This is a genomic window from Candidatus Lernaella stagnicola (assembly GCA_030765525.1).
Lineage (GTDB): Bacteria > Lernaellota > Lernaellaia > Lernaellales > Lernaellaceae > Lernaella > Lernaella stagnicola.
In genome coordinates, this window is sequence record JAVCCK010000038.1 from 67193 (window position 1) to 85643 (window position 18451).

Genomic DNA, 18451 nt, shown 5'->3' on the forward strand with positions numbered 1-18451 from the left:
TCGCGAGGAGGCCGATGGCGATTCCGCTGCGAGCAAAAATCGGTATGGGCGTGGGCGCGTTACGTCACCGCCTGTTCGGCGCGTGCGCGCCCCTAAACGTGATGCTGGCCGTCACCGATCACTGCAATAACCGCTGCGCGTATTGCCGTATCCCGGAACTCGCCCGCCCCGACCCGCCGCTGGAGAAACTGCAGGACCTCATTCGCCAAATGCGGCGCGCCGGCACCTGGCGCCTGGGCATCTGGGGCGGCGAACCGCTGATACGCAACGATATCGGCGAAATCGTCGCCACGGCGAAGAGCCTGGGCATGTACGTCACCATCGACACCAACGGCGCGTTCGTCGACCGCCATCTCGATACCTTGCAAAACTGCGATCACGTCGTCGTGGCCTACGACGGCCGCCGCCAGGCCCACCAAAACAACCGCTGCGTCGGCAGCCACGAGGCCGCCGTCCATGCTCTGGAAACCCTGGCGGGCCGGGTTGATTTGTGGACGATCACCGTGCTGACCAAATACAACCTCGGCGAAGTCGACCATATTCTCGACCTGGCCGAGCGCGTCGGTTTCGCCTGCACGTTCCAAGTCGTCCATCACAACAGCGTTTTGGGCGCGCCGATAAGCGATTTCCTGCCCGACACCAAGGAACTGCGCGACGTACTCGGGCAGATCATTGCTCGCAAGGAAGCGGGCGCCCCGGTGGCCAACAGCGTCGCGTACCTGGAATACCTACGGGCCTGGCCCGATTTCCATCACCCGCAATCGCCTGACCCGGTGGGCGATTTGGCTTGCCTGGCCGGCGAGTTGTACTGCAACGTCGACGTCGACGGCTCGGTGTATCCCTGCTCACTGTTAATTGGACTGCAAGAAGCGCCCAACGCCTTCGAACTGGGTTTCCGGCGCGCTTTCGACGGGCTGCAACGCCACAACTGCGAGGCATGCAACGCCAGTTGCTACGTGGAATACAACCACTTGTTCGCGCTCGACCCCGCGGTGATCTGGGCGTGGACGAAGGCGATGCGAAAACGCCCCTGAGAGAAAGATGGCGGCGCCGACGATCTCCATCAACACGGCCGCGACAGTGCGATTCTAGGAAGTTGCGGGATCTCGATCCGGGGTGTGCGAAGCTTCGTCCGTGATTTGCTTGAGGGAAATGCCCTCGCGGGAGAGTGCGTACAGGCCCGAAAGCGTCTGCGGGATGTAATTGGCCAGGTGGATCGCCGTGGCGGCGGCGAAAGCTTGTTCCCACGGGACGTTGGCGACCATCGTGATCGCCTTGGCGGTCAGGAAGTGATAGGGGCCGACGTAGCCCGGGCTGGCCGGTATGGAAACGGCGATGACCATCGCCATGATCACGAGCACGGCCTCGGTGCCGCCGACGTCGATGCCGCAGGCCCACAGGCCGACCATCACCGAGAACCAACTGATCACCCACAGCCCCGCCGACAAAAAGAGGATCCAGGCGATTTCCCATGGATTGGTCGTCTGCGTCAGACCGCCGATGAAGGTGCGCATGGCATCGATGATTTTATCCCGCCAGCGGACGGGCAGCGGCCTGAGGAAAATTCGCGCCACGCGCAGGCTCCACTCGGTCTTCCACTTGAGCGTGATGATCGCCGCCAGAATGAGCGCGACCAACGCGCCGAAATTGATCGCAATACTGCGCTGCGTGATTTCGTAGCCGAACTCTTGGTAGACCGCGGCGGTGAGGCGTTGCATCGGCTCGGCAAAATCGAATACGAACAAGCTAAGGACAAACAACACGAGCACGCTGAGCGTATCGTACAGCCTCTCGACGACGACTGATCCGAATACCGTCGTGAAAGGCAGCCCCGTCTTCCGGCTGGCGCTGATCGATCGCGCCACCTCACCCAGGCGCGCCGGCAGCATGTTGTTGACCGCAAATCCGACGCACGTCGACCAGCCCAGCTTGATCCAGGAGATTCCGGGCTTCACCGGTTTCAAAAAGAGCGTCCACCGATGGCCGCGCACGAAAAGCATGAAAAGTACCTGCGCCGACACGAACAGCAGCAGCCACGGATTGGCCTCGAGGATCGAGCGGCCCATCAAACGCGGATCGAGATCGCGAAACGCCAGCCAGATAAAAAGCACCGAAATCGCCAAGCCGACGTACACTTTCGGATCGCGCGAACGCGCCAGCCCGGCCATCGCCAACTCGACGAGGATCAAGAACAACAGCCAGTACTTGTAGGCGAGCAGCCATTGCCAAATACGGTCCGGCCCGGCAACGCAGAAGCCGGCGAACACAACGATGGCCAAGACAAGCAACCCGATCCACGTTTTGGGATCGCGGTGCCACGGAGTGGTTTTTACGTCAGCCATAATTCCGGTGGTTTGGCGGCAAACAACGCCCGCGTGCGCTCGACATCGTCGCTCATTGCCGCAATCAAATGATTGACATCGTGGAATTTCTTCTCGTCGCGCAAGCGGCGCACGAAATGCAGCGTCAACTCGCGGCCGCTCAAATCGTCATCGAAATCAAGCAGATACGCCTCAATGCGCAGTTCCCGCAAATCAAAAGTCGGGTTGTGGCCCACGCTCACGGCGGCCGCCCGCGGTTCGCCATCCAATTCCGCCACAGCGGCGTAGACGCCGATATGCGGAATCAACTCCCACTCGGTTTGGAGGTTGGCCGTTGGATACCCCAAGCTACGGCCGCGGCCGTCGCCGTGCACGATTGTGCCACTTAAGTGATACGGCCGCCCGAGCAACATCGTCGTCTTTTGTATCTCGCCCGCTGCGACCAGACGGCGGACGCGGCTGGAACTGATCGGCCGCTCGTCTTCCTCGATGGCCGCAATTTGCGCAACTTCGAAGCCGTATTTTTCGCCCAACCGGCTAAGGTGCGCCGCGTCGCCGTCGCGACCGCGGCCGAAGCTGAAATCGTAGCCGATCAACAAATGACGCAGCGACATACGCTCGATCAGCACTTCGCGCACCCACTGTTCGGCGGGCATTTTCGCCGTCTCCGCAGTGAACGGAAGCGTCACCACGGCATCGACGCCGTAACGAGCGATCATCCGCCGGCGTTCCTTGTAGGGCAAGACGAGTTGAAAGTCTTTGTCCGGGTTGAGCACCTTGACCGGATGCGGTTCGAAGGTGACCGCCACGCTCGGCGCATTCAACTGCTTGGCAACCGCGTTGAGGCGCGAAATCACGAATTGATGCCCGCGGTGGACGCCGTCGAAATTGCCGATGGTGATTACCGTCTCGCCCAGTTCGGCGAAGCCGGTAAGATCTTCGTTGAATTGTTTCATTCGCTCAGTACCACCTGCTGGACCAAGGGGGCCGGGCTTACCGGTTCGGCCCCGATCGAAAATACCGATTCCAGTCGCGCCAAGCCCGCGGCAAGTCGCGCCTGGTCACCGGCGTGAAGTTCGCATATCACTTCCCCCGCGGCCACTTCATCCCCGAGGGTTTTGTGTATCGTGATGCCGGCGCCGAAATCGATCTCGTCTTCCGCCCGCCGCCGACCCGCGCCCAGATCCCCGGCCGCGCGACCCAACTCGGCGGTGTCGATTGCCGAAATGACGCCCTCGTTCGGCGCCGTAAACACCGTTTGCCGCGGCGCTTGCGGCAACCGCTCGGGATGCTCCACGTACGCCACGTCGCCGCCTTGCGCCGCCACCATCTTTTTGAACGTGTCCAACGCCCGGCCGTTGGTGAGCGTTTCCCGAGCCGCCGTCGTCGCCGCATCCAAATCGTCGGCCACGCCGCCGGCCGCCATCATATGCGCGCAGAGGATACAACATAAATCCGTCAGCCTAGCATCGCCTTGGCCGCGCAAGATTTCCACCGACTCGACGACCTCGTTCGCGTTGCCGATTTGCCGCCCGAGCGGTTGATTCATGTCGGTGATCACAGCGCGCACGGGGCGGTCCATTTCGCGGCCCAGACGCACCATCGACTCGGCCAGCACCACCGCATCGTCCATCGTCTGCATAAACGCCCCGGAACCCACCTTCACGTCCAGCACCAGCGCGTCGATGCCCTCGGCGAGCTTCTTGGACATAATGCTGGCCGTGATCAGATCGATGCTCTCCACCGTGCCGGTCACGTCGCGCATGGCGTACCACTTGCGGTCGGCGGGGCACATATCGTCGGTTTGGCCGATGATGGCGCAGCCGATTTCGTCCACCAACTGCTCGAAACGGTCCATCGAGAGGAAAGGGTCGTAGCCGGGTATCGATTCCAGCTTGTCGAGTGTGCCGCCGGTGTGGCCGAGCCCGCGGCCCGAGACCATCGGCACTTTCAAGCCCATACAGGCCGCCATCGGCGCGAGGATCAGGCTTACCTTATCGCCCACGCCGCCGGTCGAATGTTTGTCTACTTTCGGGCCCACGATATGGGATAAATCGACGATGCGCCCGGATTCCATGAACGCGCGCGTCAACGCCGCGACTTCCCGCTCGCTCATGCCTTGCAGGAAAATCGCCATCAGCATGGCCGTCAATTGGTAGTCGGTGACCTCACCGGTCAGATTCGTCTCGACGAACCATTTAATTTCTTCCGAACGCAGCGCCAAACCGTCGCGTTTCTTGCGCAGGATGTCCACGGCTTGCATGAACTCTTCCTCCCGGCTATGGAATCGAAAGAATAGAAGCCGCGGCCTGGGGCGTCAACGGCGCGGCCGCCTTTATGGTAGAATCGCCCCACGAAACGTTCACAAGGAGAAAACCCTATGCGCCGCATCGCCTTGGTCTTCGCGCTTTTGCTGTCGGCCGTTGTCCTCGCCGCAGCTTTGCCCGATGGGGGCGTGAATCGCACCGCCTTCGCGCGCTTCGCCGATTTCGGCAGCGCCGAAGACTTTAGCGCGGAGCAGGACATCTACTTCCCCAAGCCGCCCTCCAATTACTGGCTGTGGGGCATGCGCGACGCCAAGAAATTCATCCGCTACGAAAACGAGGATCGTTTCTACTGGGTGACCAAACCGGCAAACCCCGAACAGTTTACCACCGCCCGGGTTCTCAAAAGCTGGTACTCGGCCAAGGTGCGCATCCGCGCCCTGGACGAACCGGCCACGCAGGGCATGCTCGCCATTCGTTTCAAAGACAACCTGCCCGAACCCACGACGGTGGAAGTGACGACCAACAAAGGCTGGGCGAAGCTCGGCACTTTGGGCGGCGCGTTCGACCACAAATGGAAAGTCGCCACCTTCCCTTTCAACACGCAAAAAGCGATGAACGACGGCCAGGGTTACGAAGTGCGTATCGGCCGCGGCGATTACGGCGACCTGCGCGCCGACCTGCCCATCGATTGGGTCGGTTTGGCTACGCAATCGGTGGCGGTGCCGGGTCCGGCGCCCGGTTTCTGGCCCGACAAAACCCCCAGCCGCTTCTCGCGCCTGCGCCAGACCCAGGAGTACGTTCCGGGCGAAGGCCCGCGCTTTCTGGCCGGCGTTTTGGTCAAGGGCATGCGTGAAGGCAGTTGGAAGCAGTACCACAAGGACCACATCAACGCGGTGATCTTTCAGGGGTGGGAGACGATCTGGAAACGCCATTGGGCGCGCTACGCAAGCGGCAACTACCAAGATCGTATCCGCTACGGTTTCCCGGACTTCGTCGAGGCCTGCGCCGAAAACCAACTGCTGTGTACCAGCCAGTTTTTCACCGACACGCGCTCGTATTGGATCGATCGCCAGTACGGCAGCGAGGAAGCCGTTCTCGACACCTTGTACGAAGTGATGAAATTCAATCGTAAGGCCAAGGGAAACCTGGGTTGGTATATCAAGGATGAAGCCGACCACAACGACGAATCCTGGGGCTCGCCCCCCGAATTTCTCCTGCAGATGCACAACCTAGCCAAAAAGGCCGACCCCGACCGGCCCGTCATCGCCCTATTCCAAGGCTGGAAGCCCGGCGCCTTTAAAATGTTCGACGACTCCTTCGACGTGGCCGCGTTTGATGTCTACCCCGTCGGCGCGGGCCGCCGCGTCACCGAGATCGCCGACCGCATCGAGCGCATGCGTGACGAAGTCGGGCCCGGCAAAGCTTTATGGGCCGTCATCGAGGCCCACGAAGGGGAACACGTCAAAAAACTCGGCCGTCAACTCACTGCGGCCGAAACCCTGGTGCAGGGCTACCTTTGCCTCACGCACGACATTCAGGGCGTTTTCTACTACATCGGCAACGAAGCAACCTATATCGATTTCGACAACATGCCCGGCCCCGCCGCGGGCATGCGGCAGTTCTTCGCCGAGGTTAACGGTCCCGGCGGCATGGCCGATTTCTTCCTGCCCGGCTCGCAAACCATCGCCCGCACCGGCGTTCGATCGACGGGCAACCTCACAACCGTCAGCACGGACGCGGTGCACTTTATCTACAAGCGCAAGGCCGACGGCAAGAATCTGCTTGTGGCGATCAACACGCGTAACGTGCCGAAAGATAAGGTTAAGATCGTTATCAGCGGTTTGATGCCCGGCCGTGAGGTTAAGGTTCGCTTTGAAGACCGCTCCCTGACTTCGAACGACCGAAAAGCCATCGTCGACAGCTTTGAGCCGTACGGACGCCACGTGTACGAATGGTAGAAAATCCATTCGCGTCCTATGGTTGGCGGCGGCCCGGGTCCGGCTCCGGTCGCCACTGACCGCGATGGTAATCCCTGTTTTCCCTAGCGCGCGTGTCGCGATTCGCTCACCCTTTCTTTGAGTAGGGCTTTCACGCTTGGAAAACCTATGAAACAATTCTTCGAAATTTGTTATGCGAAATTGCCCGGCACCTTGTTTTCGGAGACATAGTCATGAAAAACCACGTGTTCCTGTTCATGGTTTTGATCGTCGCGCTGTTCTTGGTGTTAGCCTGCGCATCCTGCGGCGACGACGATAACGACGACAACAATGACAACGACGACATCGACGATGACGACGACGACGATAATAACGACGACAACAATGACGACGACGACACAAGCGACGACGACGACAACGACGATGACACAACCGATACGGTCGAAGTCTTTCAAGACGGCGACGACCTAGTGCTGCGCAACGCCGTGGTCACGCTGCGTTACCACCTCACGCCGGGCCGTTTCTCGATCAGCGACTCCTCCGCTTTCGTCGTGATCGAAAACGCCGAAGCCGCCGTTTGGTCCAGCGTCGTTTTGCCTCGCCATCGTTGGCATACCAGTGAACTCCCCTTCGTGGAGTGGTCCGACGAAGCCGCCGAAAACCCGTTGGGCGCCGGTCGCAGCATTCTGGTTACACGCGGCGGCGGCGACGCTCCGATCGTGCACCAGATTTTCACATTGCTGGAGGGCGAAACCCCGCTGCTGATGAATGTGCAGGTTGAAAACGGCACCGGCGGTTCGATCAAGGTCGGAGCGATTTATCCGCTGCTGGCCGAGGACGCAGGCGCGCTGCACTTCGGCAAGGAGCGCGATATCCGCGTGCTCACCAACGGCATTTTGAACTACTTGGAATTCATCGCGCCGATTGTGATCGGCACGACGCCGGCGCTCTCGAACTGGAATATACTCGTCCATAATCAGGAAACCGGCGCCAGCCTCGCCCTGGGCGCTCTATCTTTCGACGTGGCGCAACCTGTTTTCTACTACGGCCCCGGACGTAGCAAAGGACAACAAGTATTACACGTCGACTGCGAATACGATCCGCCTAAAGCCATTGCCGCAGGCGATGTCCTCGACACCGAAACCACGATGCTCGATTTCGCGCAGCCCACGCCGCAAGACGCGCTGGAAAACTACGCCGACCGCATCAAGGCTTGGTTGAACATTGAAACGTGGCTGGATCGGCATCCGGATATCGGCATACCGATCGGCTGGAATTCGTGGTCGGGCAGCGGCTCGTCCGGGGGTTACGGCACCGGCATCGACGAGCAAATCATCGTCGACAACATGGATTTCGCCGACCGCGAACTGCGCCGCTGGGGCATGAACTACTTCCAACTCGACGACGGCTGGGAACCTGCGGTCGGCGACTGGGAAGTCAACACGGCCAGGTTTCCCGACCACGGCGACCAAAACGGTATCGAATGGTTGTTGGCCCGCGCCAACCAAATGGGCTTCCAAACCGGTATCTGGATGGCCGCGTTCAATGCCGCCCACCATTCGCAGATCGTGGCGAACCATCCGGAACTGTGGGGCGACCCGCTCGGCGGCGGGCTCATCGAGTGGGGCGAGCGTTACCTCGACTTGTCCAAGCCGGTCGCTCAGGAACATCTTGCCGGCTTGATGGAAATGCTGCTCGATTGGGGCGTGCAGTGGGTCAAGCTCGACTTCGCCTACTTCGCCGTCAGCACGACTCACTGGTACGATTCGACGCTCACCCGCGGTGAATTCTACCGCACCGGTTGCCGCATCATGCGCGAAACCTTGGGCGACGACGTCTTCTTCCTCAACGTGGCGGTCGTCGGCTGGAATATCGACTTGGTGGATTCGGTCCGCCTGACGCTGGACACGATGCCCGTCTGGGAAGGCGAGAAACCAGCCGACCCGATCACCAACCAGGGCCTAAAGCCCATGTACCGCGACGCGACGCGCAAGTACTATTTTCACAACCGCGTGTTCGTCAACCACCCCGACCTGACCTTCTTCCGGGCACACCAGGATACGAACTTCCCGCCGCTCACGCTCAACGAATCGGAAACGTTCAACTCCAGCGTTGCGCTGCTGGGCGGCCTCATAAAAATCGGTGACCGCATCGTTGATCTGCGCCCCGAGTGGGTCGACTCGCTGCGCAAAATCATGCCGGTCCACAAAGGCTTTTCTCGACCGCTGGACTTGATGAAACGGAAGTACCCGGAAGTCTGGTCCGTGCCCCTTGCCGATTTTGACCAGCCGTATCATGTGATCGGCTTGCTCAATTGGGGCCTCAACAGCGACTTGACGACCTCGCCCTTCTCGCGGATTCCGGACACCGCGCGCGAAATTTCCGCGCAACTTGCCGACGCCGGGCTGAGCCCGACGGCGACGTATCACGCCTTTGAGTTTTGGACGCAGGAGTACCTCGGCGAGGTTACCGGCGAACTGGCCGTGACAGTTCCGGCCCGCACGCCGCGTGTGGTCGCTTTACATGAAGTGCTCGATCGACCCCAGTTCCTGGGCACCAACCGGCACGTGCTCGGCGGCGTCGACGTCATCCACTCGCTGGCATGGAACGACACGGCGCAAACGCTATCGGCCACGATGGAAGGGTCCATGGGTACGGTCTACGCGCCGTTCACTCATCACCTGACCTTCCACCTGCCCGCCGGGTACGAAATCGACAACCTCGAATTCGACACGCCCGCCGGTTTCGAGATCATGGACGAAACGGTGGATGTGGACGGCGATATCGCCACGGTCTCTTTCGTCGTGGTGGAAACATCCGACGACCCGGCGCAGTGGCATCCGGAAATCGGCTGGACGCTATCGTTCTAGCCCGCGCTGCTTAGGGCAGAAACACCAACGTGTCGGGACCGTCGTTGACCAGCGTTTCGTAAATGACGGTGTGGTCTTGCGCCGGATCGATTACGTACAAGTAGTCGCTGTTGAAGTCGGTGGCGTATAGCAGGCCGCCCGCGCCCATCGCCAGCGCCGAAACAAACGACAGCCCGCCCGCGTCGGTATGAAACCGCAGGTCGATGAAATCAAGTTGCTCCTCCGCAGCCACATCCACGACCGTCAGCCGCCCATCCGCCGCGTTGGTCAGATACGCCAGGTCGCCGACGATCAATCCTTCAATCGGCGCGCCGTCGACATCGATGACCTTCACGACTTCGTCCACTGCCGGGTCGATGGCTTCCATTTTGCCGGCGTAATCGTAGCCGCCGCCTTCGTAGCTGCCGGCCGAAAGCGCCCACAGCCACCCGCGCGCCTCATCCCATGCCAAACCCACGGCGTTGCGGCCGGTCAACGTAATCGTCCGCCGCCACTCGCCGCTCGCCGCGTCGAGCACTGCCACCAAAGAGGGACCGGCGGCCGTGTGACCGGCGTCCAAATTCGTCACCGCCACGTATAGCCGGTCGTTTATCGCCGCCACGTCGTTGGGTCGCGCCCACGATGCGTCGACGCCCGGGTCCTTGGGCAGTTCGTCGCCACTGGGCAGGGCGACCACGCGCTGCAAACGTTCCGCGTTCGGCGTACCGGCGGCCAAGTCGAGCAGTCGCAGGTCGTTGGTTTGCAGGGCCGTCACCCAGGCGTGATGATCGTCGACGAACGCGATGTTCATGGGGTTGGCACCCGCACCGACCGAGACCTCCCGTCGCACGTCCAGGTCTTGGTCGTATACGACCACCGAGTTGGACAGGCTGCACACCGCAAACAACAAGTCACCCACAACAACCGTGTCGTTGATTGAGTTTCCCGTTGGGGCGGTATTGTTGAAAAGAGTGAAGACCGGCCCTTCCTCGATGCGCAGCACGCTCAGCGTCTCGGAAAGTCCGCCGCCGATGACCAGATATTGCGGATACGGCGAGTCGTCATCCGTGTCGTCATCGGTCCGGAAGTCGTCGCCGCCGTCGTTTCCCTCCAAATCGACGCAGGACGGCAGACAAACGCAGCCGAGCAGCACGACCAAGATCGGCAAAAGCCTCGCGAATCGGCTCATCCACCGCATCCGTCGTCCCCGTCGTCACCGTCCGCGCTTCCCTGCGGCATGCCATCGTCGGAATCGTCATCGTCGTCGTCGTCGGTGGTATCGTCGTCGCCAAAGGAAGGCGAATCGTCGTCGGTCACCGACTCGTCGCACACGGCAACGGCGTCCAGATCGAAACCGCCCGAGCCCACGGTGGGATAAACATCGTAGATGACGTGATCGGCTTCGTATTCCAGCAAGGTCGCGGTGTCGAAGTAATCGCCGCCGCCGGGCACGTCGACGATGCGCACGAATTGGATGTCGTCCAGATCAACCCCGCCACTCGTCACCGAAACGTCCTCGACCAGGTCCTCCAAGTCGAAGGGCGTACCGGTGCCGGTGCCGTAAGCGTTGGCGTGTTTGCCGGCCAGATTGTGTACGTCCGTCGGGTCCACGACTCCGTACTCGCCCACGGGATCGGCCGTCAACGACACGCTCGGAAAACGCGCGAAGGTTTCGCCGTCACTGCTGACTTCGATGTAGGCCAACTCTGCAAACACGAAATCACCGGTGGCCAATCCGTTCTCGAAGACGACCAAATCACACCCCGGGCGATTACTTATCGGTGTGTCGAAGGTTAGTGTGATTCGGCCCGGCGGCTCCGACGAACCGAATTCCCGCTCGCCCAACGACACGATGTCGAAGGCGTCACCCGCGGCCGGACCCAGCGCGTTTTCCGGCGCCTGCCATTGCGGATCGACGCTGTCACCCGGCGCGTAATCCAAATAGCCGGTCGCCCAGCCGATCAGGCTCGCCGCGTCGGTCGGCACGCCGGGCTCGTCGAAGGGCCCTGCCGCGGCCGTGGTCGCGCAACACAAAATCAACACTGCAAATAGGGAAGAAAGACGCACGGTACACCTCCTCGGGTGCGGACCTCATACGGTCCGGTCGCAACCGGGCAGGTTTCCTGGCTCGTGGGTCAAGCGCTGCCGGCCGCCTTCCCATTTCGCAGGCGCGAAATAGTGGCATCGTGGCCGTAGGCTCCCCAACTCACAGTGGCGGGACCGCGCCGGATTTTCACCGGCTTCCCTTTTACCCCTGACGGGCACCCGGTCGATGAAACGGAAAGATCTGCCACGCTTATACCGCAAGTGCGGCGCGTCGCCAAGACGTTATGCCGATTGCTCACGCCGGAGCTTCCGCCCATACTGGCGTTCGAAAGGAAAACACACATGAAATGCGCGCTGTGCAAAAACAAGGAATGCTACACCGACGGCAAAGACTGCCTCGCCGGCGACGTCGACGCCGTGGCCGCCATGGATGAGAACGATCGCCGCATCTGGCGGGTGGCAGGCGAAGTCGAAGCAACCTTTTACAAGAAAAAGACCCGCCTGGAAGAAATCGTTGAGTTCGCAAAGCGCATGGGTTACGGCAAGCTGGGCTTGGCATTTTGCATCGGCCTGTCCCGCGAGGCGGAAATCATCCATCGTTTTTTCGCCGCGGAATTCGAGGTCGTCTCCGTATGCTGCAAGCTATGTGGGATCGACAAGGACGACCATGACATGCCGCACATCCGTCCCGGCCAGCGCGAGACCGCGTGCAATCCCGTCGGGCAGGCGTTGGTCTTCAACCGCGAAAAAGTCGACCTCGTCGTAATCTGCGGCCTGTGTGTCGGCCACGATGCGTTGTTGTCCAAACACGCCGCGGCCCCGGTAACGACCCTGGCCGCCAAAGACCGCGTGCTGGCACACAATCCACTCGGCGCGGTGTATTCGCACTACCACCACGGCGGTTAAAGTCGCGCGCGTCGTTATTTTTGGAACTCGACGTGATAGTGCGGGTTGCCCAGCCTCAATCGCTCGTGCCGCAGCACGTTCAAACCGGCTTCGACAAACGGGCGGTCCATCGCGGCGAAGGCTTGAGCGAGAGACCGCGGGAAGATGTGACGCTCAAGAAGACCCGCTATTTCGACATTTCATTTCTCCAGATGAGCGATGAAATCCTCGATAAGCTGTAGGTCGGGGTGTCCCGGGGGAACAACCGCCGCCCACGATTTTTGCGCCCGCCGAGCGTACTGCTTCGCCAGGGCCGGATGCCCGCGACGCTGATACTCCCGCGCGATGTCTTGCAGCCGGCGCCCCACCAACATGGGCTTGCCGTCGCCCGCCGCGTTCTTCATTCGCTCGATTGCCTCATCGTGAGACTGTTGCGCCTCGTCGATGCGTCCCATCATGAGATAGGCATTACCCAAATCTACCATTTGCTGCACTAGGTGGGGGTGATCGGCGGGCAACGTTTCACTCAACGAAGCGATCAACTCCCGGTACGCTTCGACCGCCGCCGCCCCCTCGCCCTGCGTGTACAACGCAACGGCGTACTGCTCGAGCAAACGCTGCCGCAACGGCGTACTGATCTTCGAGGTGACGCTGGCCTGCTCCACCAACCCGGCCAACAACGCGACCCCCGCATCCCTGCGGCCGGCACCCAACAGCGGCGCGACACACGCGCGCGCCAATTCGAAACCCGCCGGATCCGAAGAGAGTTCCGGCCTATTCAGGATCGACCGCGCCGTGTCGCAATGGTCCTTGACCCGGTTCGCGATCGGTGGTTCGCCCTCTCCCGGCTTGTGACCTTGCTGCCGCAGCCGATCCGCCGCGCCCGCTGCCGCCACGTGCAGGCACGCCTGATCGATGAGCCGCAATCCTACGCCTACGCTTTCGTCCAAGGCACGACCCACGGCCGCCGCCGCTTGCGGGGCGTCGCAACACATGTAAATGCGGGCCAATTCGAAATGGGATCGGGCAATCTTCCAATGCCCGTCAGGCATCGCCCCTTCGTACGTTTGCAGCGAGCGTTTCGTCAGCATTTCGTCTGGGACATCACGCGGCGGGGTATTGGCCGCGAAGAAAAACGCATCCCCCGCCAATTCGCCCGATAGCTGCTTCGCAAACTCCACAATCAACGCACGAGTCGCACCGCCGTTCGGATCGGTTTCACTCGGGAACTTCGCGTATCCCCACTCCAAAAGCCTCGCCCGCGCTCGGCCGCGGTCGCCACCGGCCGACCGGCAAAGCGCCGCCATCTTCATCGCCTTGTCACGCAGATGCGCGCTCCTTATCCCTTCGTCGCGACGCGACGGATGCGCCGCCATCCCCAACAAAACCTCATACCCCCGCGCGCACCGGTTCCGCGCCGAACCATGCGCCTGCAGAACGGTATCTAACTCCCGTTCCGCCCCGTCGGGCATCGCATCGCCCGCGCCCCAATCGCACCAACGCACCGGGCCGGCATCCCGCTCCCACTTGGTGAGGGCGAACCAAGCCGCCGCGACCAGCGCCGCCGTCAATCCAAGAATCATTAAGATGCGCCACTTGGCTTTCATGCGCCCGCCGACTTTCGAGATATGAACGTAGCGTGGATTCTAGCGCCCCTCGGCGCTCAAGCGCAAAGGAGTCGGACACAACAGCAGTCGAAAAAAAAGGCGTTCAGAGTAGCGCGGCCCTACTCCATGTCGGCGTGGTATTCCTGCAGACTGCGAACCTTCAGCGCGCCCTGGCGCACCGCCACGATGCCGCGTACGGCCGCCGTCGCTCCCGAGAGAGTGGTGATATACGGCACGTCATGGGTGATTGCGGAGCGGCCGATCTCATATTCGTGCTCGCGCGAAGCCGCGCCCCACGGCGTGTTGATGATCAGCGCCAACTCGCCTCGTTGAATCAAACTGACCGAATTCGGCTCGCCCTCGCCGACCTTGTAGATGAGGTCCGCCGGGATGCCGCACGCGCGCAGCGCCCGCCGGGTGCCCGCCGTGGCCACGATGCCGAAACCCAGTTCGCGCAAGTCGTGGGCGATGGGAATGACGCGCTGCTTGTCGAAATCGTTGACGCTGATAAACACCTTGCCGCCGCGCTCCATGTCGTAGCCCACGGCAAGCTGCGACTTGGCAAAGGCGTTGCCGAAACTGTGGCTGATGCCCATCACCTCGCCGGTCGAACGCATTTCGGGCCCCAGAAACACGACGCTGTTGTCGAACTTGCTGAAGGGCAGCACGGCCTCCTTCACGCTGATGTGCGTCGGCATGCGCTGCTCGATAAGCCCCTGATCCCGCAACGTGATGCCGACCATCACCCGCGCCGCCGCCTTGGCCAACGGCACGCCGGTCGCCTTGGACACGAAGGGCACCGTGCGGCTGGCCCGCGGGTTGACCTCCAGCACGTACATCACGCCGTCTTTCATGGCGAACTGGATGTTGATCAAGCCCCGCACCTTTAATTCTTTTGCCAGGACCCGCGTGTAGTGATGCAGGCACTCGAGGGCGTCGGGAGTAATCATGTATGGCGGCAGCACGCAGGCGCTGTCGCCGGAATGCACGCCGGCTTCCTCGATGTGCTGCATCACGCCGCCGATGAACAACGTGCGCCCGTCGTAGATCGCATCGACGTCGAACTCGTAGGCGTCTTCGAGAAACTTGTCGATCAGCACCGGGTGTTCCGGGGAAACGTCCACGGCGGCGCGCATGTACTCGGCCAGGCCCTTGTTGTCGTAGACGATCTTCATCGCCCGGCCGCCCAATACGTATGAGGGCCGCACCAGCACCGGATAGCCGATCGACCGCGCCACGTCGCGCGCTTCCCGCACCGAAAACGCCGTGCCGTAGGCCGGGTGCGGTATGTCGTGTTGGCGCAGCAGCGCACCGAAGCGCTTGCGGTCCTCGGCCAGGTCGATGCTGTCGGGCGACGTGCCCAAAATGCGCACGCCCGCGCGCTCCAGTGGAATCGCCAGTTTGAGTGGTGTCTGCCCGCCGAACTGCACGATCACGCCGTAGGGCTTTTCGTTGTCGATGATCCGCATCACATCTTCGAAGGTCAGCGGTTCAAAAAAGAGGCGGTCGGTAATGTCGTAGTCGGTGCTGACGGTTTCGGGGTTGCAGTTGATCATCTGCACTTCGTAGCCCTCTTCCTTGAGGGCGAACACGCCGTGCACGCAACAGTAGTCGAACTCGATGCCCTGTCCGATGCGGTTGGGGCCGCCACCTAGAATGATGATCTTCTTTTTCTTCGACGGCACCGCTTCGTTTTCGGTTTCGTAGGTCGAATAGTAGTAGGGCGTTTCGGCGGCGAACTCGGCGGCGCAGGTGTCGACGGTCTTGAACACCGCCTCGAGCTTCCACTGCTGCCGCCGGCGGCGCACTTCCAACGCGTCCGACCCGGTCAAGTGCGCAATTTGCCGATCCGAAAAACCGAGGCGCTTGATCTCCAGCATTTCCTCGCGCGTGAAGTCATCCAGGTCGCGGCCGCGGATTTCCGTTTCCTTAGCGGCGATTTTGGCGATCCCGTGAATGAACCACGGGTCGATGTTGGACACTTTGCTGATCTGCTCGACGGTGATGCCGAGCTGCAGGGCGTACTTAACGTAATGCAGCAAGTCGGGGTGTGGTTTCTTGAGCCGTTGCCGCACGAGCTTGCGCAACGCGGTGCGGTCGGCCTTCGGGTCGAATACGTCCAGCACGTCCTTGCCGTCGCCGCCGAGACCGAAACGCCCGATTTCCAGACTACGAATCGCCTTCTGAAGTGACTCGGGGAAGGTGCGGCCGATGGCCATCGCCTCGCCGACCGATTTCATTTGTACGCCCAGCGTATCGCGTGCGCCGGGGAACTTTTCGAAATCCCACCGTGGAATCTTCGTGACGATGTAATCGATTGACGGCTCGAAGCAGGCCGGCGTCTTACGCGTGATGTCGTTGGGAATCTCATCCAGCGTGAAACCGACCGCCAGCATCGCCGCGATCTTCGCGATCGGAAAACCGGTCGCCTTCGAAGCCAACGCCGAACTACGCGACACGCGCGGATTCATCTCGATGATCACCATGCGGCCGTCCGCCGGATTGACGGCGAACTGCACGTTGGACCCGCCGGTCTCCACGCCGATCTCGTTCATCACCTGGCGCGACGCATCGCGCATGATTTGGTATTCCTTGTCCGTCAGCGTTTGCGCCGGCGCTACCGTAATCGAATCGCCGGTATGCACGCCCATCGGATCGAGGTTTTCGATGGAGCAGATGACCACGAAGTTGTCCTTGAAATCGCGCATCACCTCCAGTTCGTATTCCTTCCATCCGATGACCGATTCCTCCACCAGCACCTCGCTCACCGGGCTGAGCGTCAGGGCGTGGCGAATCATCGGCCGGAATTCGCGCTGGTTGTACGCCGTGCCGCCGCCGGTGCCGCCCAGCGTAAAGGCCGGGCGCAGGATGACCGGGTAATCGATCTCCCGTATCAACGTCATCGCATCTTCTTCGGAGCGGACAATGCCCCCGCGCGGCAGGTCCAGACCGATGCGCCGCATCGCCGCGGCGAACAGCTCACGGCTTTCGGCCTTCTGAATCGACTCGAATCGCGCGCCGATTAACTCGACGCCGTGCTCATCCAACACGCCTTGCAATGCCAGGTTGTATGCCAAGTTCAGGCCGGTCTGACCGCCCAAGGTCGGCAGCAGCACATCGGGCTTCTCGCGCTCGATAATCTTAGCCACGACGTCCGGAGTTAACGGCTCGACGTACGTGCGGTCGGCGATTTCAGGGTCGGTCATGATCGTGGCCGGGTTCGAATTGACCAAAACAATCTTGTAACCCAGCTTCTTGAGCACGCGGCACGCCTGGGTACCGGAGTAGTCGAATTCGCAAGCCTGGCCGATGACGATCGGCCCGCTGCCCAGAATGAGGATGCTTTCAATGTCGGTTCGTTGCGGCAAAAGCGTCTCCTGCGCGACAGGTTATTTCTTGCTCTTATTGGCCTTCATCATTTCGACGAAACGGGCGAACAGATATTGCGCGTCATGCGGACCGGGCGATGCCTCCGGGTGGTACTGCACCGAAAACACCGGCAGCTTCTTGTGCGCCATACCCTCGACGGTGCGGTCGTTCAAATTCAAATGCGTGCATTCCATATCGCCGCCCATCGACTTCAGATCCACCGCGAAACCGTGGTTCTGCGCGGTGATTTCCACTTTCTCGGTCGTCAAGTCCATCACCGGCTGGTTGCCGCCGTGGTGACCGTACTTGAGTTTGTAGGTCGTACCGCCCAGCGCCAGACAGAGAATCTGGTGCCCGAGGCAGATGCCGAATATCGGTACTTTACCCAGCAGTTCCCGCGCAATGTCGATGGCGTAGTCGACCGCGGCCGGATCGCCGGGTCCGTTGGACAAAAACACGCCGTCGGGCTTCTTGGCCAGCACGTCGGCGGCGGGCGTCCCGGCCGGGACAACCTCGACCCGACAGCCTGCCGAAATCAAGTTGCGCAAAATGTTGAGCTTGATGCCGTAGTCGTACGCAACGACGCGGTACCGACCGCGCCGGTTCCCCTTTCCGTAACCGCCCTCTCGCGTCCAGGTTTCCTCGTTCCAGGTGTAAGGCGCGTCTGTCGTCACCTCACGCACCAGGTCGCGGCCTTCCAACGGCGGCGCCGCGGCGGCTTTGCGCGCCAGGGACGCGGCGTCGAGATCCTCGGTGGAAATCACGCCCATCTGCGCGCCCGCTTCGCGGATATGCTTGGTCAGGGCGCGCGTGTCGATGCCTTCGATACCCACGACGCCGGCGTCGCGCAGATAGGCGTCCAAGGTCATACCGCCGCGCCAGTTGCTGGGCGTGCCGCTGGCCTCGCGAACCACAAAACCCCGCAGATGAATCCGCCGGGCCTCGATGTCCTCGGCGTTGATTCCGTAGTTGCCGATCAGCGGGTAGGTCATGGTAACGATCTGCCCGGCATAGGATGGATCGGTGAGGATCTCCTGGTAGCCCATCATGGAAGTATTGAAGACCACCTCGCCGATCGCCTCGCCGATTCGGCCGACGGCATAACCGGGAAAGGCGCGACCATCGGCCAATACCAGTAAGGCACGGTTGCGTTGGGTCATAGTTTTCCTC

The 18451-nt window shown here is 61.4% G+C and carries 13 protein-coding genes and 1 riboswitch; of the genes, 5 read left to right on the forward strand and 8 right to left on the reverse strand.

All coding sequences use genetic code 11. The features are described from left to right. The first annotated feature begins 14 nt into the window (after window positions 1–14). The gene (locus tag P9L99_17305) at window positions 15–1034 is read left to right on the forward strand and encodes a radical SAM protein (protein ID MDP8225122.1); all 1020 of its coding nucleotides are present in this window, start codon (window positions 15–17) and stop codon (window positions 1032–1034) included. A gap of 54 nt (window positions 1035–1088) precedes the next feature. Here the strand turns inward: P9L99_17305 and P9L99_17310 are convergent, their stop codons facing one another. The 3 genes from P9L99_17310 to P9L99_17320 are packed head-to-tail and all read right to left on the reverse strand — an operon-like array spanning window position 1089 to window position 4584. Then, a complete protein-coding gene (locus tag P9L99_17310) occupies window positions 1089–2342 on the reverse strand; it encodes a lysylphosphatidylglycerol synthase transmembrane domain-containing protein (protein ID MDP8225123.1) in 1254 nt (417 codons plus the stop codon). Then, on the reverse strand, window positions 2330–3277 hold the full coding sequence (locus P9L99_17315) for a bifunctional riboflavin kinase/FAD synthetase (protein MDP8225124.1): 948 nt from the start codon (window positions 3275–3277) through the stop codon (window positions 2330–2332). Before P9L99_17315 ends, P9L99_17310 begins: the two co-directional genes overlap by 13 nt. Beyond that, the gene (locus P9L99_17320) at window positions 3274–4584 is read right to left on the reverse strand and encodes a thymidine phosphorylase (GenBank protein ID MDP8225125.1); all 1311 of its coding nucleotides are present in this window, start codon (window positions 4582–4584) and stop codon (window positions 3274–3276) included. The genes P9L99_17315 and P9L99_17320 overlap by 4 nt, the downstream gene beginning before the upstream one ends. A 117-nt stretch (window positions 4585–4701) precedes the next feature. Here P9L99_17320 and P9L99_17325 point away from each other — a divergent pair, with 117 nt between their 5' ends. Next, window positions 4702–6546, forward strand: coding sequence for a hypothetical protein (locus P9L99_17325; GenBank protein ID MDP8225126.1), 1845 nt, complete (start codon window positions 4702–4704; stop codon window positions 6544–6546). 212 nt (window positions 6547–6758) lie between these two features. Then, window positions 6759–9395, forward strand: coding sequence for an alpha-galactosidase (locus P9L99_17330; protein MDP8225127.1), 2637 nt, complete (start codon window positions 6759–6761; stop codon window positions 9393–9395). Window positions 9396–9405: 10 nt separating this feature from the next. On the opposite strand, the gene P9L99_17335 is transcribed toward P9L99_17330, so the two are convergent. Next, entirely contained in the window at window positions 9406–10563 is a 1158-nt protein-coding gene (locus P9L99_17335; protein ID MDP8225128.1) for a hypothetical protein, read from the reverse strand. Next, entirely contained in the window at window positions 10560–11441 is an 882-nt protein-coding gene (locus P9L99_17340) for a hypothetical protein (protein MDP8225129.1), read from the reverse strand. Before P9L99_17340 ends, P9L99_17335 begins: the two co-directional genes overlap by 4 nt. Before the next feature lie 28 nt (window positions 11442–11469). Then, window positions 11470–11658: riboswitch (cobalamin riboswitch) on the reverse strand. 104 nt (window positions 11659–11762) lie between these two features. Here P9L99_17340 and P9L99_17345 point away from each other — a divergent pair. Both P9L99_17345 and P9L99_17350 read left to right on the forward strand, forming a co-directional pair. Next, a complete protein-coding gene (locus tag P9L99_17345) occupies window positions 11763–12326 on the forward strand; it encodes a DUF1847 domain-containing protein (protein ID MDP8225130.1) in 564 nt (187 codons plus the stop codon). A gap of 32 nt (window positions 12327–12358) precedes the next feature. Continuing rightward, window positions 12359–12547: a hypothetical protein gene (locus tag P9L99_17350; GenBank protein ID MDP8225131.1), complete on the forward strand. Its 189-nt coding sequence runs from the start codon at window positions 12359–12361 to the stop codon at window positions 12545–12547. Here the strand turns inward: P9L99_17350 and P9L99_17355 are convergent. From P9L99_17355 to carA, 3 genes are all read right to left on the reverse strand, one after another. After that, window positions 12506–13912 (reverse strand): tetratricopeptide repeat protein, encoded by a 1407-nt coding sequence (locus tag P9L99_17355; GenBank protein ID MDP8225132.1) that lies wholly within the window; start codon window positions 13910–13912, stop codon window positions 12506–12508. The two genes, P9L99_17350 and P9L99_17355, sit on opposite strands and share 42 nt — an antisense overlap. A gap of 119 nt (window positions 13913–14031) precedes the next feature. Then, window positions 14032–17280 carry a carbamoyl-phosphate synthase large subunit gene (gene carB / locus P9L99_17360; GenBank protein ID MDP8225133.1) on the reverse strand — a complete coding sequence of 1083 codons (3249 nt, stop codon included), beginning with the start codon at window positions 17278–17280 and terminating at the stop codon, window positions 14032–14034. 21 nt (window positions 17281–17301) lie between these two features. Next, complete coding sequence (carA, locus tag P9L99_17365) at window positions 17302–18441, reverse strand: glutamine-hydrolyzing carbamoyl-phosphate synthase small subunit (protein MDP8225134.1); 1140 nt, start codon at window positions 18439–18441, stop codon at window positions 17302–17304. Window positions 18442–18451 lie beyond the last annotated feature (10 nt).